We start from the raw sequence: 21,102 nt of genomic DNA, 5'->3' as shown, positions 1-21,102 counted from the left end.
GCGGCGCTTCACCGTCGAGCGGGACGCCCGTGGACTACTTGCCGTGCTCGGCGAGGATCTCGTCGAGGTCGATGCGCTTGAGCACACCCGCCCAGTCGAAGGATCGGGCCGCCTCGATGGCGTCGTCCTCGGCCACGACCTTGCCGTTGCGCTGCACGGTCACCCCGGTCGGTGCGGCCTCGTTGAGGATGCGGAGGATGTGGTCGTCGACCGCTTCGGTGTCGAAGTCGGCGCCATAACGGGCGTAGACGTCGGCGTTGACGGTGTAGTTCAGGATGGTGATCTCGGTGTGCGTCACGCGTCCATCCTCCCGCTTTCGGAGCGCGGAGCGACAGGGGCCGTCTCGCGGCCGCCGTCGCGCCGTGCGCGGACCCGACGCACGAGCAGAAGCGCAGCCCGCCATCCGAGAAGGAACGCCGCCAGCACGACCGCGGTGACGATCACGAAGCTCAGCTGCACGCCCTGTGCCGAGACGACGCGGAGCAGCATCCCGACCACCACCGTCGAGGCCCAGACCACCACGCCGGTCGGCAGCAACGCGAACGGACGTCGCCAGCCGAGCGACGCCACCCATCCCACAGCGGCTCCCGCCAGGAACGGCCAGAGTGTCGTCAGAAGGCCGAGCAGCGCATCCGACTCGTCGTGGCTGCGGCGGCCGATCAGCACGAAAACGAGCACGAGCAGGGCGTCGGCGACGGCGGCGATGAGGATCCTCACCCCGTCACCCTACGCGGGGCAGCGCGGCCGCTGCGGCCGGCACCGGGGCGGCCTGCGGTGGGGCGGGGTGTTGGCGGTCGGCACAGGCGGGCCCAGCCGCTCGGGGTGCTCAGCGGTCGGTGCCGGCGGGCCCAGCCGCCCCGGGTGCTCAGCGGTCGGCGCCGGCGGACTCGTCGTCGTGGAGGCGGTCGGCGGGGTGGGTCGTTCCGGCCGCCTCGGCGGCGTCGGCCTCCGCGGGCCACTCGTCCTCGCCGGTGGCGCGGATGCTCCGCAGCTCGTCGCCGAGCTCGGTGCGGGCCGGATCCGCGGTGCTGTGCTCATCGCTCATGCCGCCGACCCTACGCCCGGGGTGCCCGCTCCGAACCCTCTCTGAGGCGGCTCCCGAGCACGGCGGCGTAGAGTCCGACTCGGATGCGGTCGCCTCACCCCGGAGACCGCCCCGCTTCACACCCTGATACGAGGAGAGACGGATGCGCGCGAACGCCTGGGCGGGCCTCGTCGGCGTCGTCGCCGCGGGCGTGGAGCTGGCGGCGGCCGAGCTGGTCGCGATGTTCGCCGGGCCCGAGTCGAGCCCGCTCTTCGCCGTCGGGTCGCTCGTCATCGACCTCGCGCCGCCCGGAGCGAAGGACCTGATGATCTCGCTCTTCGGCACGGGCGACAAGGTGGCGCTCCTCGTGCTGCTCGGGATCGTGGTGGCCGCGCTCGCGGTCGCCGCCGGCATCCTCGAGCTGCGCCGGCCGCCGGGCGGGGTGGTCGTGCTCGTCGCGGTGACGGCGCTCGCGATCCTCGCCGTGACCACGCGGGCCGGTGCGAGCGGGCTGTGGGCCATCCCGACGGTGCTCGGCATGCTCGCGGGTGTGGTGGCGCTGCGCATGCTCACCGCGCGCCTCCGCGCCACGCTCGCGGCTTCCGCCGCCGAGCATTCCGCCGCCGAGCAGGGGTCCGCTCCGCCGGCGGACGGCATGCCCCGCCGCCGCTTCCTCCTGGCCACCCTCCTCGCGGGGGCGGGCGCGCTCGTGGTGGGTGTCGCATCCCGTGCGATGAACGCCGCCGCCACCGCCGTGAGCTCAGCGCGCGCCGCGATCACGCTGCCCGCTGCCGCGACCCCCGCACCCCCGTCGCCCGCGGGCACCGACCTCGGGCTCGATGGTCTCACGCCCTACGTCACTCCGAACGGATCCTTCTACCGCATCGACACCGCCCTCCAGGTGCCGCAGGTCGACGTGTCGTCGTGGAGCGTCACCATCGCGGGCATGGTCGAGAACGAGATCACCCTCACCTTCGACGACCTCCTCGCCCTCCCGCTCGAGGAGCACGCCGTCACCCTCGCCTGCGTCTCGAACGAGGTCGGTGGCGACCTGATCGGCAATGCCGTGTGGCTCGGATACCCGATCCGCGAACTCCTCCGGCGCGCGGTGCCGCGGGCCGGCGCCGACATGGTGCTCTCGACCAGCGTCGACGGGTTCACCGCCGGCAGCCCGATCGAGGCGCTCACCGATCCGGATCGGGTCGCCCTCCTCGCGGTGGGCATGAACGGCGAGCCGCTGCCCGTCGAGCACGGCTTCCCGGTGCGGATGGTCGTGGCCGGCCTCTACGGCTACGTCTCGGCCACGAAGTGGGTCTCGCGGCTCGAGGTGACGAGGTTCGCCGACGCCGAGGGCTACTGGACCCCGCGCGGCTGGTCCGCCCTCGGACCGATCAAGACCGAGTCGCGGATCGACACGCCGCGGAGGGGCGCCTCCGTCTCCGCGGGCTCGGTCGCGGTCGCGGGCGTGGCGTGGGCGCAGCACACCGGCGTGGCCGGGGTGGAGGTGCAGGTGGACGGGGGCGCCTGGGCGCCGGCCAGGCTCGCGGCGGTCGACTCGATCGACACGTGGTGCCAGTGGGTCTACGAGTGGGATGCGACCCCCGGCTCGCACACGCTCGCCGTCCGCGCCACCGACGAGTCGGGCTACACCCAGACTCCGGACAAGGCCCCGCCCGCCCCCGACGGCGCCACCGGCTGGCACACCGTCTCGGTCACCGTCTCCTGAGCCACCCCAGCCCCGCCCGCCGCCGCCCCGCGCCGAGGGTACCGTGCGGGTTGCGCCCGCTGGGCGTGCTCTCGCTGCCGTAGGGGCCTCCTCAACCCGCTGGGCGGGCGGAACCCGCACCACCCGGCAGCAGGGGAGGACGCTCCGGCTGTGAACGTCGTGGCTCGTGCCCTCTGCGGACCCTTCGCGGTCGCCGAACGGCGGGAAAGGGCCCTTCCGGAGGGGTGGGAGGGGCGTGTTCTCGCCGTTCGGCGGATGTGTGGGGCCAAGGCCCGGGCCGCCCGCGCCCAGGGGCGGTCCCTTCGCGGTCGCCGAACGGCGGGAAGGGGCCCTTCCCGCGGGCTGGGAGGGGCGTGTTCTCGCCGTTCGGCGGGTGCGTTGGGGCGCTGGGGCCCGGCCTCCCGCGCCCCACTTCTCGCCGTTCGACGCTTGCGTTGGCGCTGAGCGGGTCAGGGGTGGGGGAGCGCGGCGGCGGTGCCGCGGACGACGATGCCGCCCGCGGCGGGGACCACGACCCGCAGCAGGCTCGGGCGGCCCACGTGGGCTCCCTGGCGGATCTCGACCTCGGCGGGCGGGGCCAGCAGACCGAGCTCGCGCAGGTAGGCGCCGGTGGAGGCCGCGGCGGAGCCGGTGGCCGGGTCCTCCGTGATGGCGCCCACCGGGAACAGGTTCCGCGCCTCGTACGCCGCACCCGGCGCCACCGGATTCAGCACCGTCACCGTGCCTGCCCAGCCCTGCTCGTCCATCAGCGCCCGCATGGCCCTCGGGTCGAACCCGAACCCGTCGAACACCGCCCGGTCGGCCACCACGACGATCGGATGCACGTTGCCCGCGAACGCGGCCCGCGGCGGATGCGCCCGGTCGAGCTGCGCAGCGGACAGCCCGAGCAGCTCGAGCAGCCGCGCGAGCACCGCATTGTCGAGAACCTCCACGCGTGGTTCGACACTCGTGAACGACGCGAGCAGCTCTCCGCCGACGTCGGTCACCTCGATCGCGACCTCGCCCACCGGCGTCTCGAACAGCAGCTCGCCCGCGCCGTCCCGCTCGGCGAGGGCGACGGCCGTCGCGATGGTGGCGTGTCCGCAGAACGGAACCTCGGCCTCGGGCGAGAAGTACCGGATGGGCACCCGTCGCACCGGGCCGTCTCGGTCGATGCCCCGCACGAACGCCGTCTCGGAGTACCCGACGTCTGCGGCGACGGCGAGCATCGCCGCCTCGTCGAGCCCGTCCGCTTCGAGCACGACCCCGGCCGGGTTCCCGCCGTCGGCCGCGCCGGGCTCCGGGAACGCCGTCATCCGCAGCACATCCACCATCCCGCCACACTACTGACCACGACCGACCCCCGGGGCTGACCACGACCCGACCGCGGGCTGACCGCGACCGACCCCCGGGGCTGCCCACGACCCGACCGCGGGCTGACCGCGACCGACGGCGCCGCTATCCTGGCCCGACCAGCGCAGAGACGTCAGGCCGGAAAGGCGGACCATGCCACGAGCCGAGAAGCCCGCACGCGGCGCCTCCCGCGCGAGCATCCACACACGGATGCGTCGGCTCGCCGCGCTGGCGGCGCTCGTCGGGCTCGCCGTCTCCGGCTGCGCACAGGCGGGAGACCAAGCCCCGGCCCCCACCGCAGACGCCTCCACCGCCGACGCCGCGACGTCGGCCCGCCCCACGGCCACCGCCCCTCCGCCCGACGGCGTCACCGTGACGATCGACCAGCAGCGACTCGACATCGCGCTCGACCTGATGTCGATCCAGGTGCACAACCGATCGGGCCGCACGCTCGAGATCATCGGCGCCACTTACACCGACGCCCGCTTCGCCGCCCCGGTCGTGTGGACGGGCGACACGGTGGTGCCCTCCGACATCCAGCGCGACCTCCGCGTGCCGATCCCGGCGCCCGACTGCACCGCATCCGCGTCCGCAGACCCGACCGCGGGCGCACCCGCCCCGCACGTCGAGGTCACCTACCTCCTCGACGACGCCGTCGCGGTCGGCGAGTACACCCCGACCGACCCCTTCGACTTCGTCCCCCTGCGCGTGGCAGCAGACTGCTTCGCCGCCCGCGTGGCGCAGACCGCTGAGGTGTCGCTGACCGCGATCTCCACCCGCCAGACCGACGCGGGTGAGGTCGCCGAGCTGCAGATCACCGTCGACGACCACGGCGCGGATGCGCTCACGCTCGGCTCGATCTCGTCGACGGTGCTCTTCCAGCCCGCCGACGGTGCGACGGGATGGACGCTCGACGCCGTCGTCTCACCGGGAGAGTCGCGGGTGCTGACGCTCGACGCGATCCCGAGCCGCTGCGACGCGCACGCCCTCGCCGAGGACAAGGTCGGCACCCGCTTCGACACGACGGTCTCCGTCGGCGACCCGGCCGTGACCGGCACGCTCACCCTCGTCGCCACCGACGCCCAGCGCAGCGACCTCTACGCGTACTTCTCCACGCGCTGCGGCCTCAGCTGACGAGCGGACCCCGACCGAGACCGAGACCGAGGCCTCACCCGATCAGCGACGGCCGCAGGTCGCGGAGCGTGCGGCGCTGCGTCATCCGCCGCGCACCGAGGTACGACACGATGAGCGCTCCCGCCAGCCAGCACAGCAGGAAGACCACGTCGTTCATCGCCAGCGACAGGTTGCCTCCGTACATGAGCTGACGTATGCCGTCGACGGCATGCGACATCGGGAAGATGTGATGCAGCGCCTGGAGCGGCGCGGGCAGCGTCTGCCAGGGGAACGTGCCGCCCGCGGTGACGAGCTGCAGCACCATCAGCACGAGCCCGAGGAACTGGCCCACACTGCCCAGCAGGATGTTGAGCGCGAGGATGATCGTGGCATACGTCGCGGAGGTGAGCGCCATGAACCCGAGCATCGCCCAGGGGTTCTCGACCCGGTAGCCGAGCGCCAGCGTCACGATCCCGAAGACAGCCGTCATCTGCACCGCGCCGAGCACGGCGGGGGTCAGCCACCCGGCCGCGGTGATCCGCAGCGGCTTCTTGATCGCGGTGAGCGCGCGCTTCGACAGGGGCTTCACGATGAGGAACAGCGCGTAGATGCCGATCCAGCCGGCGAGCGAGATGAAGAACGGAGCGAGTCCCGCCCCGTACGACCCCGCGGCGGTGACCGCGCTGGTGTCGAGCGCGACCGGGTCGGAGATGGTCTGCGCCAGGGCGGCCCGCACGTCGGTGCTCTGATCGGGGATCTGGTCGAGCCCGGAGGTGAGCCCGCTCGCGAGCTGCGAGGCCCCCGTGTTCACCTGGTCGACGCCGTCGGCGAGCGTGGTCGCGCCCGAGGCGAGCTGCCCGTTGCCGGCGGCGAGGTTGGCGGCGCCCTGGGCGAGCTGGCCGATGCCGGAGGTCAGCTGCGGCGCCTGCGCGGCGAGCTGCGAGGTGCCGGCGGCGAGCTGCGCGCTGCCGGAGGCGAGCTGCGAGATCTGCGCGTTCGCCTCCTGGACCTTCGTGTTCCCGTTCTGGACGTCGGTACCCAGCGGATCGAGCACGGAGAGCACTTGGTTGATCTGCGCCTCGGTGAGGTGGGCGGCCTGGAGCTGTTGAATGATCTGCGCCCGGACGATCGGCACGTCGGCCGCCGCTTGAGCGGTGGCGGTCGAGACCTGCGACGACACCTGCGCGATCTTCGCGTTCCCCGCGGCGATCTGCTGCGCCCCGTCGTTGAGCTGTGCCGCTTGCCCCGGCAGGCCGGCCGTCTGCGACTGCAGCTGCGCCAGCCCGTCGCTGAGCTGTTGCGCGCCCGAGGCCGCGCTCGTCGCGCCCTGCGCGAGCTGATCCGCGCCGCTGGCCGCCTGGGCGGTCCCGGTGGCGAGCTGGTTCGCGCCGTCGGCGGCGGTGACCACGTTGGTGCGGATCTCCGCCACCCCGTTGAGCAGCGTCAGCGCGGCCTTCTGGCCGACCTCCTGCGTGATGGAGGCGCGCACCTTCGCGGCGACCTGCCCGGCGATCGTCGAGGCCAGGTAGCTGTTGGTGTCGTTCGTGGTGAGGGTGACGACACCCTGCTCGGGCGTGTCGGTCGTGGTCGAGGTGAGCGCTGTCGAGAAGTCGGGCCCGATGGTGAGGATGAAGTCGAAGTCGCCGTTGCGCACACCCGACTCGGCGGAGTCGGCGTCGGTGGGCACCCAGCCGACGGCGGCGTCGGCCACCAGCTGCTTCTCGACCTCGTCGCCATAGTTGATGGGCTGGCCGTCGAGGGTCGCTCCGGTGTCCTGCACGACGAGCGCGACGGGGACGTCCTTGAGGCTGCTGTACGGGTCGTTGTTGCCCCAGAGGTAGAGGCCCGCGTAGAGCACGGGCACCGACATGAGGGCCACGAGCGCCAGCTTGGCCATGGGCGTCGCGGTCAGGCGCCTCAGCTCGGCGGCGATGAGATGCAGGATGGTCACGGGCGTGCCTTCGATTCGGGTTCGATGACGGATGCGGTGGGAGCGTCGGCCGCATCGGCGGCGGACGCTGCATGGCGGGGGTGGGGCGACGTCGAGTCGTCCTCGCCCGGCGGGAGGGCGCCGAGCTCTGAGTCGGCGTACCCCGCGCGCGCGGCGTCGTCCCGCTGCCGATCGGCGTCGAGGTGCTCGGCCACCATCGCGGCGGGGGCGAGCTCGCCCTGCACCAGGCCGGGCTCGTCGACCCGACCGTCGGGCGCGGGGTCGGCCACCAGCTCGAGCACGTCCGGCTGCGGTGATGGCTCGAGCACGGCCTCGACGGCCTCGCCCTCGTCCTCGTCCTCCAGAGCTTTGGACGGCACCTCCGGCACGCCGTCGGCGAGCAGCTCGACCGGTATGAGCGGCGCCACGATCTCGGCCGCCGCCGCCCCCACGACGACGAGCACGGCGAAGTCGCGCCGCGCGAGGTCGAGCGCGACGTCGAGCCACTCGCGCGGGTCGCCCCCGTGTCGATCGGGCGAGCACAGCACCACACCCTCGATGCCGCGCCGGAACGCGGCGAGCTCGGCGAGGACACGCACGCGGACGCCCGCGGGCACCTCGTCGACGGCGGCATGCAGCCAGGGCGTGCCGCCCGCCTCGTCGATGACCGCGCGGGCGGTCTCGCGGGAGGCCGAGCGCCCGCTGAAGGCGAGCTCTTCGCGCACGACGCGGTCGAAGCGCACGTCGGCGGGCGGCTCGCTGACGTCGGGGGCGTCGACGAGCGCGACGCGATCGCTCAGCGCCCGCGCATCCGCCTCGCCGTCGATGGTCACCGCGCCGGTGGCGGGGCGCATCCGGCCGCTGAGGATGAGGGACAGCACCGTGGGGCGTTGACCCGTCTCGGCGACTGCGATCGTCACCCGGCCGGTCTCGAACGCCACGTTCGACTCCGGCAGCGCGAGGCCGTGCTTCCCCATGCTCACAGCAGAGGCGACGATCCTCATGCGGCACCTCCCGCGGCGGGCATGAGGGCGGTCGCGGTGTCGGTGACCTCGACGGCCTCGCGCCAGGCGAGACCGGCGACCGAGAGCCCGACCGACATCACCAGGCGTCGGGCCTCGCCGTGCTCGAGCTCGCTGCGCACGGCCTCGTCGAGCACCGCGATCGCGGCGTCCTCCACGAGGCGGGCGAGCGCCTCCGGGTCGATGTCGTCGCGGAAGTGCCCGGCGGCGGCGCCGCGCACGACCGCGTCGCGCACCGAGCGTCGCACAGGCTGCAGCGCCCTGCCGGCCAGCTGCTCGAGCGGGCTGTGGAGGAGCGAGCTCGCGAGCACCTTCACCTCCGCGACCTGCCCGTAGAGGGCGCCGCCGATGAGAGCGAGATGGATGCGCGGGTCGTCGTGCCGCACGCCGGTGAGGGCCTCGGAGATGCGGCGACCGCCACGCTCCAGCAGCTCGGCGAGGAGGTCGTCGCGGGACGAGAAGTGGCCGTAGACGGCGCGACGGCTCAGCCCCGCCTCGGTGGCGACGGCGTCGATCGCGGCCTCGGGGTCACGGCGGAAGACCGTCGCGGCGGCGTCGAGGATGGCCGCGCGGTTCTCGAGCGCGTCCTTCCGGGGCGCACGCGGCACGCGAGGCGAGCGAGGCGCACCGGGGGCGCGGGATGCGGAGGGCGTGAGGGTGGGCACGACCGCCATCCTACCGCAAAGTGCACAGTACTGTGCAACTTAGTGGCGGATGCGGTCGTGTCCGGATGGTGGCGTCAGCCCAGGAAGGGGATGGCTCCCACCAGCACGCCGACCACGAGCATCACGAGCGACACGATGACCGCTCGCCACAGCACCTTCTTGTGGTGGTCGCCCAGGTTCACACCCGCGAGCGACACCAGCAGCAGGATGGCCGGGACGAGCGGGCTCTGCAGGTGCACCGGCTGCCCGGTGATCGAGGCGCGGGCCATCTCGACGGGGTCGATGCCGTACGAGGAGGCGCTCTCGGAGAGGATCGGCAGGATCCCGAAGTAGAACGCGTCGTTCGACATGAAGAAGGTGAACGGGATGGAGAGCACTCCCGTGATCACCGCCATGAACGGGCCGAGCGAGGAGGGGATGACCTCGGTCACCCAGTTCGCCATCGCATCCACCATGCCGGTGCCGTTGAGGACGCCCACCAGGACGCCCGCGGCGAGCACCATCGACACCACGCCGACGATGCTGGGCGCGTGGGCGACGATCTCGTCGGCCTGGGTCTTGAGCTTCGGGAAGTTCACGATGAGCGCGATCGCGGCGCCGATCATGAACACGAAGGCGAGCGGGAAGATGTCGATGACGAGCACGACCATCACCGCGATCGTCAGAGCCAGGTTGAACCAGATCAGCTTCGGACGCAGGGTGGGCCGCTGGGGATCGAGCATGGTGTCGGCCATCGCGGTGTCGCCCTCGATCACCTGGGCGAGAGGCACGCTGCCGCGGGCGCCGCGTACGGCCACCATGCTGCCGGTGCGGAGGGAGACGGCGGCGCCAGGGCGGCCGCCGGCGCCACGCACCATGCGGGGTCCGCCGAGCGGGCCCTCGCCGGCCGAGTCCATCTTCGAGAGGTCGACCGATCCGCCCAGGCGCTTGCGCTCGGCGAGCCCGAGGAACCAGGCGAAGCCGAGCGAGACGATGATGCCCGCCGCCAGCGAGGGCAGCATCGGCACGAAGATGTCGGTCGGCTCGAGACCGAGCGCGGTCGCGGCGCGCACCGTGGGGCCGCCCCACGGGACGATGTTCATGGTGCCGTTCATGAGGCCGGCCACGCAGGTGAGCACGACGGGGCTCATGCCGAGGCGGAGGTAGAGCGGGAGCATCGCCGAGGTGGTGATGATGAAGGTCGTCGATCCGTCGCCGTCCAGCGAGACCGCGCCGGCGAGGATCGCGGTGCCGACGACCACCTTGGCGGGGTCGTTGCCGAGCAGCCGGGTGATCCAGCGGATGAGCGGATCGAACAGGCCGACGTCGATCATGATGCCGAAGTACATGATCGCGAACATGAGCAGGGCCGCGGTGGGCGCCATGCTCTTGATGGCGTCGAGCACCATGTCGCCGAGGCCCAGGCCTGCTCCGGCGAAGAGGCCGAACACGGCGGGCACGGTGATGAGCGCGACCATCGGCGTCAGCCGCTTGGTCATGATCAGCGCCATGAAGACGAGCACCATCGCGAACCCCAGGAGCACCAGGATGCCGTCCGGCGGGATGAAGGCGACGGTGTACTCGGCGTCCTCTGCTCGTATGGTGCCCATGGCGACTCCTTCGTCGACTGCGTCTCCCCGGCGGCGGTCCGTACGGGGTCGGTGGTGCGAGCGATGCTAGGAAGCGCGACCGGTGGTGCGCGCGCATGTTCGCATTGGTTCGCGAAGTGCGCGTAACGTGACTTCTGCGCATAGATCTCACGAGGAGGTGGCGGATGCGGTTCTCCACCCGTGTGCTGCTGCTCCAACTCGCCACGCAGGCCTGCGTCGTCGCCGTCTGCAGCGCGGTCTTCCTCTGGTTCGGGGTGCAGCAGTTGCAGGCCGAGGCCGAGTCGTCGGCCCTCAACATCGCCCGCACGGTCGCCGAGTCGCCCGAGGTGAGGGATCTCGTCGCGGCCTACTCCGCCGACCCCGGCACCCCCGACGCCGCTGATCTGCGCGACGGCCCGCTCCAGGCCTATGCGGTGGACGTGACCTCCCGGACCGACGGGCTCTTCGTGGTCATCACCGACGACCACGGCATCCGCCTCGCTCACCCGAACCCCGACCGCCTTGGCGAGGTGGTGAGCACGAGCTTCGACGACGCGCTGGCCGGCCGCGAGGTCGTCACCTGGGAGACGGGCACGCTCGGCGAGTCCGCGCGGGCGAAGGTGCCCGTCTACGCGCCCGACTCGTCGGGGCGCCCCCTCGGCGAGGTGAGCGTGGGCTTCGAGCGCGCGAGCGTGTTCGACGATCTGCCCTCCGTGATCATCGCGGCCGCGATCACGCTGCTGCTCGCGCTCGGGCTCGGGACGATCGCGGCGCTGCTCATCCGTCGCCGTTTGGAACGGGTCACGGTGGGGGTGCAGCCGGAGGAGCTCGTCGCGCTCGTCCAGACGCAGGCGGCCGTGCTCGAGGACTCCGACGACGGGGTGATCGCCATCGATCCGGAGGGGGTGGTGCGGGTGTGCACGCGCGCCGCCGCGCGACTGCTCGCCATCGACGACCCCGTCGGCAGGCCGCTGGCCTCCCTCGGCCTCCCGAAGGAGGTCGAGGACGCCCTCATCGCCGGGGCGCCCGACGGTCTCTCGACCGCCGGGCGCATCCTCTACGTCGACAGCCGCCCGGTGCACCGCGGCGGACGGCTGCTGGGCACCTCGGCCGTGCTCCGCGACCGCACCGACCTGCTCGCCCTCTCCGAGCGGCTCGACAGCGTGCGCTCGCTGAGCGACGCGCTGCGGGTGCAGCGCCACGAGTTCGCCAACCGGCTCCACACCCTCGCCGGGCTGCTCGATGCGGGCCGCGACGACGAGGCCCGCCGTTTCGTCGACGAGCTGACGGATCGCGGCTCGGTCGCCTACCGGGTCGAGGGCCTCGATCAGCTGGCGGATCCGCTGGTCGCGTCATTCCTCGGCAGCAAGGCGATCGCGGCCCGGGAACGCGGGGTCGAGCTGCGTGTGGGGGAGACGTCGCTGCTGCGCTCGCAGCTGATCGAGCTCGAGGACACCCTCGCGGTGCTCGGCAACCTCATCGACAACGCGGTGACGGCCGCGGCGGCGGGCGCCGAACCGCGCTGGGTCGAGGTGACGCTGCTCGACGACCACGACGAGCTCGTCGTCACCGTCGCCGACTCGGGCCGCGGGCTGGCCGACGAGTCCGCCGTCTTCAGCCGGCCGCCCGCCGAGGAGGGGCCCGACGCCATCCACGGGCACGGCATCGGGCTGCCGCTCTCGCGCGAGTTCGCCCGCCGCCGCGGCGGCGACGTGTGGGTGGTCGAGCCGGGTGGCGCCCAGCACGGGGCGGTCTTCGGGGTCCGGATGCCGGGGGTGCTCGGGGCGTCGGGTGCGTTCGGGGATGCGGCGGACGCTCCCGGCGCGGAACACGAGAGGGGAGCCGGCCGGTGACCGACCTCAAGGTGCTCATCATCGACGACGACTTCCGGGTCGCCGGGCTGCACCGCGACGCGGTCGCCGCGCAGCCTGGATTGCTGCCCCTCGAGCCCGTCCGCACCGCGGCGGAGGCGATGACGGCGCTGCGCGAGCATCGGCCCGACCTGGTGCTGGCCGACGTCTACCTGCCCGACGGCGACGGCATCGAGATCGTGCGCGCGGCGCGGATCGACGCCTTCGTCCTCTCGGCCGCCGCCGAGCCGGTGACGGTCCGCCGCGCCTTCTCCGCCGGGGCGATCGACTTCCTCATCAAGCCCTTCGAGACGCGGACCCTCGGTGAGCGCCTGGCCCGCTGGATCCGCTACCGGAATCTGCTCTCGACGGGCGAAGCGCTCACCCAGGAGCGGATCGATCGCGCACAGGCGGTCCTCCATCCCGCGCCCGAGCCCGGGTCGCTGACACGCAGCTCCACCGAGCGCACCGTCCTCGACGCGCTCGGGGCGCTGGGCGGGGACGACGCCTCGGCGAGCGACGTGGCAGAGCGCTGCGGTGTCTCGCGGGCGACCGCACAACGGCACCTCACGGCCCTCGCGGCGCAGGGGCTCGTCGAGGTCAGCCTGAGGTACGGCGCGACCGGGCGCCCGGAGCACCGCTTCCGCGTCAGCTCCTGAGCGCCCGCGCCGGCTGAGCGCCCGGCGGTCGCGCCCGTGCCCTACGGCTCAGGCGTGCTGAGACTGCGAGCTGAGCACCTCGTCGATTCGCGAGGTGAAGGCCTCGAGGTCATCCGGGGTGCGCGACGTGATGAGCGGGTACCCGTTCGAGCGGTCGAGCACGACCTCCTCGTCGACCCAGCTCGAGGCGTGGGCGTTGCGGATGTCGGTGGCGAGCGACGGGTACGACGTGAGCGTCTTGCCCGACACCACGTCGGCCTGCACGAGTGCCCACGGTCCGTGGCAGATGGCGGCGATCGGGCGGCCGGTGGCCGCGAACGACTTCACGATCGCCACCGCGTCGTCGTCGAGGCGCAGAGAGTCGGCGTTGAGCGTGCCGCCGGGGATGAGCAGCATCTCGAACTCGTCGGCGTCGACCGCATCGATCGTGGTGGTCGGATCAACGGCGCGTCCGGGATCCTTGTCGCCGACGAGGGTCTGCACGGGTTCGTCCTTCTGGGCGGCGATCGTCACCTGCGCGCCCTCGCCGCGGAGATGTTCGACGGGCACGACGAGCTCGTCCTGCTCGACGCCGTAGTTCGTCACGATCGCGAGGATGCGTCGCCCTGTGAAGTCAGTCATGAGGTGTCCTCCTTCTGTGGCGGGCCGGGACCGGACTCCTCCGTGTCGTCGACGAGGCCGTCTCGGCGGTCATGATCGACGCTACGCCGACCCCGTGAGGTCGGCATCGGCCTGTGAGCCTACGTACAGACGTCGTAGGCTGAGCCCTCCTCGCGCGACCTCTGCGCGCCTCACCCGCCCGCGCCGCTCGCGCCGACGGCGTCGAGCAGCGGCGCGGCCTTGAGCGCCACCTCCGCGAGCTCCCGCTCCGGCACGGAGTCGGAGGTGATGCCCCCGCCCGAGCCGATCGTCGCCCGGCCGCCCGCGATCACGATGCTGCGGATCACCACGGCGAGGTCGACGGCGCCCCCGTCGTCGATGAACCCGAACGCCCCGGAGTACACACCCCGCGGCCCCCGCTCGAGCTCGCGCAGGATCTGGACGGCGCTCTGCTTCGGCGTCCCCGTCATCGATCCGGGCGGCAGGATGGCGCCGAGCAGGTCGGCCACGGTGAGCCCCGCGCGCATCCGCGCCTCGATCGTGCTCACGAGCTGGTGCACGTGCCGGTACGACTCGACCGCGAGCAGCTCGGGCACGCGCACCGAACCCGGGCGGGCGAGGCGCGAGACGTCGTTCCGCAGCAGGTCGACGATCATCACGTTCTCGGCCCGCTCCTTCGGGTCGGCGGCGAGCTCGGCAGCCTGGCGCGCATCCCTCTCGGGTGTCTCCCCACGCGGGCGCGTGCCCTTGATGGGCTTGGTGGTGAGCACGCCGTCGTCGGCGACCCGCACGAACTGCTCGGGGGAGGAGCTCAGCAGTGCCGCCCCGGCCGCGCGCACGAAGCCGCCGTGGTGGGCGGGCGAGCTGCGGCGCAGGCGCAGGTAGAGGGAGGCCGCGTCGCCCAGGTCGACGCCGTCCACGGTCGCGGTGTTCGTGAGGCAGAGCTGGTACGCGTCGCCCCGCGCGATCGACTCCCGGCAGCGGGCGATGAGCGCGAGGTAGGCCGCGTCGTCGTGGCGCCACCGCGCCGTTCGAGCGAGGGCGCGCGTCTCGATCGGTGCGGGCGATGTCGCGGTGGGGCGGAGCGCGGCGAGGGCGCTGAGGGTCTTCTCGATCCAGGCGCGATCGTCGTCGGTGTGGGATGCGGCGCGCAGCTCCAGCGTCCGGGCCGGGTGATCGAACACGAGCATCCGGGAGGCGTGGAGCAGCACCACGGCGGGGGCGGCGGCGGCGGCGTGCTCGACATCATCGTCCGGCATGCCCAGCATCCGGCAGGCCGCCTCGTACGAGACCCAGCCCACCCATCCGCTGGTCAGCGTCGGGGCCCCCGCCGGGCGGGCCGATGCACGCCCGAGCTCGATCCGCGCCACCTCGGGCGGCACCGCCGATCCCGACAGTGTGCGCTCCGACGCGCCCAGATACGACAGGCCGCTCACCGCATCCGCCCCGCTGTCGAGCCAGAAGACGTCGCCCGCATCGGCGTACAGCGCGCGGAACACGACCTCGGGGTCGACCCACGGCGCACCCACGTGGAGCGGCGTCGTCGCGGCGGGCATCGCCCCAGCGTAGTGGCGGACTACCGCGGTCTGGGCGACCCGGCAACCCCATGCGGACGCGCGCCGCCCGACGTACCGTCTGCAGTGTCGGGGGCCTCGATCGGCGCCGGCCTGCCTCTCCCCTGGTGTCTCAACCTGGGCAGGCCGGCGCTCCTTCACTGCCGGACAGGAGCATCCACGAGGCCGTGGGTGAGCCGGTCGATCGCCGTGTCGGGGTCGTAGTCGGGATCCTCCTCGAGCAGGCCCGCGAGGAGGACCCCGAGCAGGACCTCTGCGATCGGCTTGTCGACGTCTTCGCCCAGGGGAGTCTCGATCACCGTCGGCACGCTGTGACGCGCGATGCCCAACCCCTCGACGACCGCCGACAGCGCCACGGCGAATGCGCGAGGCTCACCGCGCAGCGCGGGGGCCAGTCGGAAGCCGATGAGGGAGATGACGTTCTCGTAGAACCCGCTGAGCTGAGCCAGGAAGTCCTCCTCCGACGCCCGGAGTTCGCTCGTCAGGCGCTCGCTGAGGGCGTCGTCCTCGGCCACGCTGGCCACGCACGCGACGTAGTTGCGCCACGATGTGGAGGACGTTCCCCGATCGAAGTTGTGCGCCGCCACGAAGGCGATCAGGTCGCGGAGGACGCTGCGGCGGCCGAGCGCCGACCGGAGGCGCGGTGACTCGCGGGCGAGGAAGTGCCAGGTCGCGATGAGGGTGTCATCGTCTGCTCGCCGACGCAGTCCGTCGCGCGCCAGCGCGAGCAGCATGTCGGCCTGGAGCGCGGACTCGCTGGGCCAGAGGGCGGTCACGACCTCTCTCCGGACGCTGAGTCGCGCCGCCACCTGGTCGATGATGCCTGCGCGCGGCGTGAGCCGGACGCCCTCGACGTTGAGTCGCTCCACGCAGGCCTCGAGCACAGCCGATCGATCGATCGAGCGACCGCGGCCGGCGCCGCGGCCTCGCCGCAAGGGGCGAGCCTGCCTGGGCAGCCGGGGACGGGCGGTGAGCTCGGACCTCACGCGCGCATCGAGACCCGCGAACTCGACGGCCGCGAGTCGGAGACGCTCTGCGGCCTTGAGGTGGTCGTCGAGCAGCTCGCCCCGGACGGGGGTGCTCTCCCAGTCGAGCACCTCGCGGCAGGTCGCCTCGAGGTCGTTCGACCGCATGTCGCCCGGGTAGAGGGTGCCCGAACGTGACCAGACCACCGCGTAACTGTGCCACCTCGGCTCCCGAGACGTTCCGTCGCCCGGATCGATGGCGGTGTGCAGCGCCCGATCGACGAGAGCGGCAGGTCGCCCCTCGTCGTCGCGGACGAGCCAGAGATCTCCCGCACCCTCCGCCGACACCCACAGACGTTCTGCGGTCATCTCCACCTCCTATTGCTGAGCATAGCTCAGTATCGGGAGGTGGGTGGGGTGGGCGGAGGGTCGCCCGGGCTCAGTCCTCGCTGGGGTCGGCGCGGAGGGCGGCGCGCATCACCGTCGGCACGATCACCCAGATCACCGCGATCACGGCGAAGACGGCGATGCCCGCGATGATGCCCGCCGTGCGGCCGAGCACGAAGTCGAAGACGAACATCGCCACGCCCGCGAAGAGCAGCGATGCGGCACCGAGGCAGACGAGCAGGATGCGGCTGGCCGCATCCACCAGGGCCCGCTTGGCCCGTCGTCGGAACAGCAGGCGGTGCAGGGCCAGCGGGGCGAGGGCGAGGAGCGTGACCACGACCGAGAGCACGACGAGCGACAGGTAGACGCCCACCTCGAACGGATCGAGCTCGGTGAAGCGCTGCTGGAACGGCAGCGTGAGCAGGAACCCCGCGAGGATCTGCGTGCCCGTCTGGAGCACGCGGAACTCCTGCAGCAGCTCGCTCCAGTTGCGGTCGTACCGCTGGTTGGGTGTCTCGTCGCGCCCGTCGCCGGGCACGGCGTCCTGCTCCTCCGGGTCGGAAGCGGCCATGGTCACTCCTCGCGTCATCCTCGACAGTCCATTCGACCCGGATGGCGCCCGCCGCGCAACGGCCCCGGCCCAGAACTACTGCGCGCGCAGGTGCTGCAGGATGGCGGAGCGCTGGGCGACGAGGTCGGCGTACGTGCCGTCGCGCTCGGCCCAGCGGTGCATCTGCACCCCCTCCACGAGCACCTCGTCGGGGGTCGGATCCGCGCTCAGGAGGTCCATCACCTCGTCGAGGAAGTCCTCGAGGTCGAGCGCGCGCGGGTTCAGCCTCTTGTTCTCCGGCGTCGTCGCGACGGCGGGCGGCACGAGCTCGACGACATCGATCCCCGAGTCCTCCAGCTGGACGCGGAGCGCCTCGGAGTAGGCGTGCACCGCGGCCTTCGACGCACCGTAGCTCGCCATCAGCGGGAACGGCAGGAACCCGATGCCCGAGCTCACCGTCATCACGGTGCCGCCGCCGCGCTCGATGAGGTGGGGCGTGAACGCGTCGATCACGCGGATGGTGCCCAGCACGTTCACCTCGATCGTCGTCTCCGCGGTGGCGAAGTGCGCGGGGTCGCGGAGGTCCTCGGTGAGGAGCACACCGGCCATGGTCACGACGAGGTCGAGCTGCGGGTGCGCGGCGAGCACCTGGTCGCGGGCGGCGGCGACCGAGTCGGGGTCGGTCACGTCGATCCCGACGACGTCGATGCCGTCGCCCACGGGATCGGTGCGGCGGCCGCCGACGATGACGGTGCTGCCGGCGGCGGCGAAGCGCCGGGCGAGGCCCAGGCCGATGCCCGAGGTGCCGCCGGCGATGAAGACGGTGCGGGTGGAGATGTCCATGGTGTCCTTCGGTGTCGTTCGATCGATGTGAGCCGGAGGTCGTCCGGCAGCTCGAGCGTCGCGCGCCCGACGCGCGCACGGGGAGCCCCTGCGCATCCGGGGAGTGGCAGGACCCCCTCTCGAGGCTGCGTGCACGGTTACCGTGGGGAGATGAGCGACGACCGGGCGAATCCGCTGGGCGAGTACCTGCGCGCGCGGCGGGCCCTCGTCTCACCGGCGCAGGTCGGGCTGCCGGGCGGGCCGAACCGCCGGGTCGCCGGCCTCCGTCGCGAGGAGGTCGCGCTGCTCGCCGGCATCAGTGCCGACTACTACCTGCGCCTCGAGCGCGGGCGCGACGCGAACCCGTCTGCCCAGGTGCTCGAGGCCCTCGCGCGGGTGCTGCAGCTCGACGACGTCGAGCGCGACTACCTGCTCGGGCTCACCGCGCCCCGACCCCGCGCGCGGCCGCGCCGCCGTCCGGAGCGCGTGCCCTCGCGGGCGCACCACCTGCTCGCCTCGATCGGCCTCCCCGCCTTCATCGAGGGCCGCACCTACGACGTGCTCGCCTCCAACCCGCTCGCCGTCGCCTTCTCGCCGCGGCTCCTACCCGGGCGCAACCGGCTGCGCGACCTCCTGCTCGACCCGGAGGAGCAGGCCTTCCAGAGCGACTGGGCGTCAGCGGCCGACGCCTTCATCGCGACCTTCCGGCGGACCGTCGGCGACAGCACCGACGATGCCCGCGTCATCGAGATCGTGGGGGAGCTGTCGGTGGCGAGCGAGCGGTTCCGGGCGGCGTGGGCCCGGCACGACGTGCGTGCGCTCGACGGCGGCGCGACGACCGTCCACCACCCGCTCCTGGGTGACCTGCAGATCCTGCGTGACAAGCTCCCGATCGGGGACGTGATCCTCGTCGTGTACTACGCGGAGGAGCGGAGCGAGAGCGCCGAGAAGCTCCAGCTGCTGGCCACGCTCGCGGAGCGGGCGGCGCCTGTCCCGCCGCTCGACGCCGACGCTCCGGGCGTCACGCGGGCTGCGCGACCCTCGGCAGGCTGACGCCCGTCAGCCGGCGCAGCTCGTCGAGCAGCGCATCCTGAAACGCCCGATCGCGGGCGATCGGCAGGATCCGCCGCGGCTGCCGGTGGTAGAGGTACTCGCCGCTGACGAGCGCGGCGGGGTCGTCGCCCGCCGCGAGCCAGGCCTGCGTCACATGCCCCTGAGCGAGGTCGTCGGGCGCGCTCGACCCGCCCATCTTGGTGGCGACCCATCCGGGCTCGACCGCGTTCGAGCGCACGTCCGGCCACAGCCGCGCGATCGCCAGCGCGAGCGCGGCGTCGAAGAGCTTGCTGTCGGAGTACGCCTGCGTGCCGTTCCAGGGGCGCGACGTCCAGTCGAGGTCGATGAGCGACGAGTCGCCGCCGCGGTGCATGCCGCTGCTGAGGTACACCAGGCGATCGGGCCGCTGCATCCGGCAGGTGAGGAGGTAGGGCGCGAGCACGTTGATGGCGAGCAGATGGGCGTGCCCGTCGACGGTGTCGACGCGGCGCGGCTCGCGGTAGCCGATGCCGGCGTTGTGGATCACCGCGTCCATCCGCCCGAGGGCGTCGACCTGGGCGGCGACGGACTCGGTCTCCGCGGCGCTCGAGAGGTCGCCGATCGCGATGCCCGACGCACGGCGTCGGATGTCGCCGAGGTGCGCGGCGCGCGCCTCGCTCCGCGCGTGCAGCACCACCTCGTGCCCGCCCTCGATCAGCGTCCGGGCCGCGGCGAGGCCGAGGCCGTCGGTCGATCCGGTGATGAAGATGCGTGCCATCCCGTGCCCTCGCTCTGCTCTGCCTGCTCCGCCCGCGTCGGATGCGCGCGGCGCCTCCTCTCTACCCTCCGCCCCCGGTGCGGTTGCGGGCTGGAGCAGGCCGGGAAAGGGCAGGTGAAGTGTTCGCGACGGCGTCACGCCGCGCGCAGGGGGGCGACGGCGGGGCTCAGCCGAGGAGGTCGTGGCGGGTGACGATGGCCTCGCGGGCCGGGCCCACGCCGATCGCCGAGATGCGCGAGCCGCTCATCTCCTCGAGCGCGAGCACGTAGCGCTGCGCGGCGGCGGGGAGGTCGTCGAAGGTGCGGGCGCCCGTGATGTCCTCCGACCAGCCCTCGAGTTCCTCGTAGATCGGCTTCGCGTGGTGGAAGTCGCTCTGCGACACCGGCACCTCGTCGACGCGCGTGCCGTCGACGTCGTAGGCGACGCAGACCGGGATGCGCTCGAGGCCGGTCAGCACGTCGAGCTTGGTGAGCACGAAGTCGGTGACGCCGTTGATGCGCGCCGCGTACCGGGCGATCGGAGCGTCGTACCAGCCGGTGCGCCGCGGGCGGCCCGTGGTGGTGCCGAACTCGAAGCCCGCCGAGCGCAGGAACTCGCCCGACTCGTCGAACAGCTCCGTCGGGAACGGGCCCGAGCCGACGCGGGTCGTGTACGCCTTCACGACGGCGAGCACGCGGTCGAAGCGGTTGGGCGCGACGCCCGACCCGGTGGCGGCGCCGCCGGAGGTGGCGTTCGACGACGTGACGAACGGGTAGGTGCCGTGGTCCACATCCAGCATCGTGGCCTGACCGCCCTCGAAGAGGACGGTCTCGCCGCGGTCGAGGGCCTGGTTGAGCACGAGCGAGGTGTCGGCCACCATCGGGCGCAGGCGCTCGCGGTACGACATGAGGTCGTCGAAGACCTCGTCGACGGCGATGGCGCGGCGGTTGTAGATCTTGACCAGCAGGTGATTCTTCTGGTCGAGCGCGCCCTCGATCTTCTGGCGGAGGATGCCCTCGTCGAAGAGGTCTTGGATGCGGATGCCGACGCGGTTGATCTTGTCGGCGTAGGCCGGGCCGATGCCGCGGCCGGTGGTGCCGATCTGGCGCTTGCCGAGGAAGCGCTCGGTGACCTTGTCGATCGTGCGGTGGTACTGCGTGATGACGTGCGCGTTGGCGCTGACGAGCAGCCGCGAGACGTCGACCCCGCGTGAGCCGAGCGCCTCGAGCTCGTTGAAGAGCACCTCGACGTCGACGACCACGCCGTTCGCGATCACGGGCGTGACGCCCGGGGTGAGGATGCCGGAGGGCAGCAGGTGCAGGGCGTACTTCTTGTCGCCCACCACCACGGTGTGACCGGCGTTGTTGCCGCCGTTGAACTTCACGACGTAGTCGGTGCGGCTGCCGAGGAGGTCGGTGGCCTTGCCCTTGCCCTCATCGCCCCACTGGGCGCCGATCAGCACGATCGCTGGCATGAGAGAACCTCCGGATGCAGTGGTCTGGTCGTCATCGGCGTGACCCTCGCCG

20 protein-coding genes are annotated in these 21,102 nt (G+C 72.6%); 5 read left to right on the top strand and 15 right to left on the bottom strand.

Features of this window, described 5'->3' with window-relative positions; translation table 11 throughout:
• Window positions 1-34: 34 nt before the first annotated feature.
• From ACFJGV_RS09090 to ACFJGV_RS09080, 3 genes are all read right to left on the bottom strand, one after another.
• Window positions 35-298 carry a hypothetical protein gene (locus ACFJGV_RS09090; RefSeq protein ID WP_378148491.1) on the bottom strand — a complete coding sequence of 88 codons (264 nt, stop codon included), beginning with the start codon at window positions 296-298 and terminating at the stop codon, window positions 35-37.
• Complete coding sequence (locus ACFJGV_RS09085; RefSeq protein ID WP_378148490.1) at window positions 295-717, bottom strand: DUF3054 domain-containing protein; 423 nt, start codon at window positions 715-717, stop codon at window positions 295-297. Before ACFJGV_RS09085 ends, ACFJGV_RS09090 begins: the two co-directional genes overlap by 4 nt.
• A 148-nt stretch (window positions 718-865) precedes the next feature.
• Window positions 866-1,045 carry a hypothetical protein gene (locus tag ACFJGV_RS09080; protein WP_378148488.1) on the bottom strand — a complete coding sequence of 60 codons (180 nt, stop codon included), beginning with the start codon at window positions 1,043-1,045 and terminating at the stop codon, window positions 866-868.
• 142 nt (window positions 1,046-1,187) lie between these two features.
• On the opposite strand from ACFJGV_RS09080, the gene ACFJGV_RS09075 reads away from it, so the two are divergent.
• Complete coding sequence (locus tag ACFJGV_RS09075) at window positions 1,188-2,750, top strand: molybdopterin-dependent oxidoreductase (protein ID WP_378148486.1); 1,563 nt, start codon at window positions 1,188-1,190, stop codon at window positions 2,748-2,750.
• A 449-nt stretch (window positions 2,751-3,199) separates the two neighbouring features.
• Here ACFJGV_RS09075 and ACFJGV_RS09070 read toward each other — a convergent pair whose 3' ends face one another.
• Window positions 3,200-4,063, bottom strand: coding sequence for a PhzF family phenazine biosynthesis protein (locus tag ACFJGV_RS09070; protein WP_378148484.1), 864 nt, complete (start codon window positions 4,061-4,063; stop codon window positions 3,200-3,202).
• A gap of 172 nt (window positions 4,064-4,235) precedes the next feature.
• Here ACFJGV_RS09070 and ACFJGV_RS09065 point away from each other — a divergent pair, with 172 nt between their 5' ends.
• Window positions 4,236-5,216, top strand: a complete 981-nt coding sequence (locus tag ACFJGV_RS09065) for a hypothetical protein (protein WP_378148483.1) — start codon at window positions 4,236-4,238, stop codon at window positions 5,214-5,216.
• Between the two features lie 34 nt (window positions 5,217-5,250).
• On the opposite strand, the gene ACFJGV_RS09060 is transcribed toward ACFJGV_RS09065, so the two are convergent.
• From ACFJGV_RS09060 to ACFJGV_RS09045, 4 genes are all read right to left on the bottom strand, one after another.
• Window positions 5,251-7,146: a YhgE/Pip family protein gene (locus tag ACFJGV_RS09060; RefSeq protein WP_378148482.1), complete on the bottom strand. Its 1,896-nt coding sequence runs from the start codon at window positions 7,144-7,146 to the stop codon at window positions 5,251-5,253.
• The gene (locus ACFJGV_RS09055) at window positions 7,143-8,129 is read right to left on the bottom strand and encodes a hypothetical protein (RefSeq protein ID WP_378148480.1); all 987 of its coding nucleotides are present in this window, start codon (window positions 8,127-8,129) and stop codon (window positions 7,143-7,145) included. Before ACFJGV_RS09055 ends, ACFJGV_RS09060 begins: the two co-directional genes overlap by 4 nt.
• A complete protein-coding gene (locus ACFJGV_RS09050) occupies window positions 8,126-8,812 on the bottom strand; it encodes a TetR/AcrR family transcriptional regulator (RefSeq protein WP_378148478.1) in 687 nt (228 codons plus the stop codon). Before ACFJGV_RS09050 ends, ACFJGV_RS09055 begins: the two co-directional genes overlap by 4 nt.
• A 74-nt stretch (window positions 8,813-8,886) precedes the next feature.
• Window positions 8,887-10,401 carry a CitMHS family transporter gene (locus ACFJGV_RS09045; RefSeq protein WP_378148476.1) on the bottom strand — a complete coding sequence of 505 codons (1,515 nt, stop codon included), beginning with the start codon at window positions 10,399-10,401 and terminating at the stop codon, window positions 8,887-8,889.
• 164 nt (window positions 10,402-10,565) lie between these two features.
• Here ACFJGV_RS09045 and ACFJGV_RS09040 point away from each other — a divergent pair, with 164 nt between their 5' ends.
• Window positions 10,566-12,233: an ATP-binding protein gene (locus ACFJGV_RS09040; RefSeq protein WP_378148474.1), complete on the top strand. Its 1,668-nt coding sequence runs from the start codon at window positions 10,566-10,568 to the stop codon at window positions 12,231-12,233.
• On the top strand, window positions 12,230-12,889 hold the full coding sequence (locus ACFJGV_RS09035; protein WP_378148472.1) for a response regulator: 660 nt from the start codon (window positions 12,230-12,232) through the stop codon (window positions 12,887-12,889). Before ACFJGV_RS09040 ends, ACFJGV_RS09035 begins: the two co-directional genes overlap by 4 nt.
• Window positions 12,890-12,937: 48 nt before the next feature.
• Here ACFJGV_RS09035 and ACFJGV_RS09030 read toward each other — a convergent pair whose 3' ends face one another.
• From ACFJGV_RS09030 to ACFJGV_RS09010, 5 genes are all read right to left on the bottom strand, one after another.
• A complete protein-coding gene (locus ACFJGV_RS09030) occupies window positions 12,938-13,510 on the bottom strand; it encodes a type 1 glutamine amidotransferase domain-containing protein (RefSeq protein WP_378148470.1) in 573 nt (190 codons plus the stop codon).
• A 170-nt stretch (window positions 13,511-13,680) separates the two neighbouring features.
• Window positions 13,681-15,045 (bottom strand): aminodeoxychorismate synthase component I, encoded by a 1,365-nt coding sequence (pabB, locus tag ACFJGV_RS09025; protein WP_378148469.1) that lies wholly within the window; start codon window positions 15,043-15,045, stop codon window positions 13,681-13,683.
• 155 nt (window positions 15,046-15,200) lie between these two features.
• Window positions 15,201-16,397 carry a hypothetical protein gene (locus ACFJGV_RS09020; protein ID WP_378148468.1) on the bottom strand — a complete coding sequence of 399 codons (1,197 nt, stop codon included), beginning with the start codon at window positions 16,395-16,397 and terminating at the stop codon, window positions 15,201-15,203.
• Window positions 16,398-16,467: 70 nt separating this feature from the next.
• On the bottom strand, window positions 16,468-16,986 hold the full coding sequence (locus tag ACFJGV_RS09015) for a DUF6328 family protein (protein ID WP_378148466.1): 519 nt from the start codon (window positions 16,984-16,986) through the stop codon (window positions 16,468-16,470).
• A gap of 75 nt (window positions 16,987-17,061) precedes the next feature.
• Entirely contained in the window at window positions 17,062-17,808 is a 747-nt protein-coding gene (locus ACFJGV_RS09010) for an SDR family oxidoreductase (RefSeq protein ID WP_378148464.1), read from the bottom strand.
• Between the two features lie 150 nt (window positions 17,809-17,958).
• Here ACFJGV_RS09010 and ACFJGV_RS09005 point away from each other — a divergent pair, with 150 nt between their 5' ends.
• A complete protein-coding gene (locus ACFJGV_RS09005) occupies window positions 17,959-18,840 on the top strand; it encodes a helix-turn-helix domain-containing protein (protein ID WP_378148463.1) in 882 nt (293 codons plus the stop codon).
• On the opposite strand, the gene ACFJGV_RS09000 is transcribed toward ACFJGV_RS09005, so the two are convergent.
• Window positions 18,809-19,597: an SDR family NAD(P)-dependent oxidoreductase gene (locus ACFJGV_RS09000; protein ID WP_378148461.1), complete on the bottom strand. Its 789-nt coding sequence runs from the start codon at window positions 19,595-19,597 to the stop codon at window positions 18,809-18,811. The two genes, ACFJGV_RS09005 and ACFJGV_RS09000, sit on opposite strands and share 32 nt — an antisense overlap.
• A 166-nt stretch (window positions 19,598-19,763) precedes the next feature.
• Window positions 19,764-21,050, bottom strand: coding sequence for an adenylosuccinate synthase (locus ACFJGV_RS08995; RefSeq protein WP_378148459.1), 1,287 nt, complete (start codon window positions 21,048-21,050; stop codon window positions 19,764-19,766).
• Between the last annotated feature and the right edge of the window lie 52 nt (window positions 21,051-21,102).

The organism is Cnuibacter sp. UC19_7 (genome assembly GCF_042699995.1).
GTDB lineage: Bacteria > Actinomycetota > Actinomycetes > Actinomycetales > Microbacteriaceae > Cnuibacter.
Note: the sequence above shows the minus strand (reverse complement) of the source record. Positions and strands in the feature narration are given on the sequence as shown.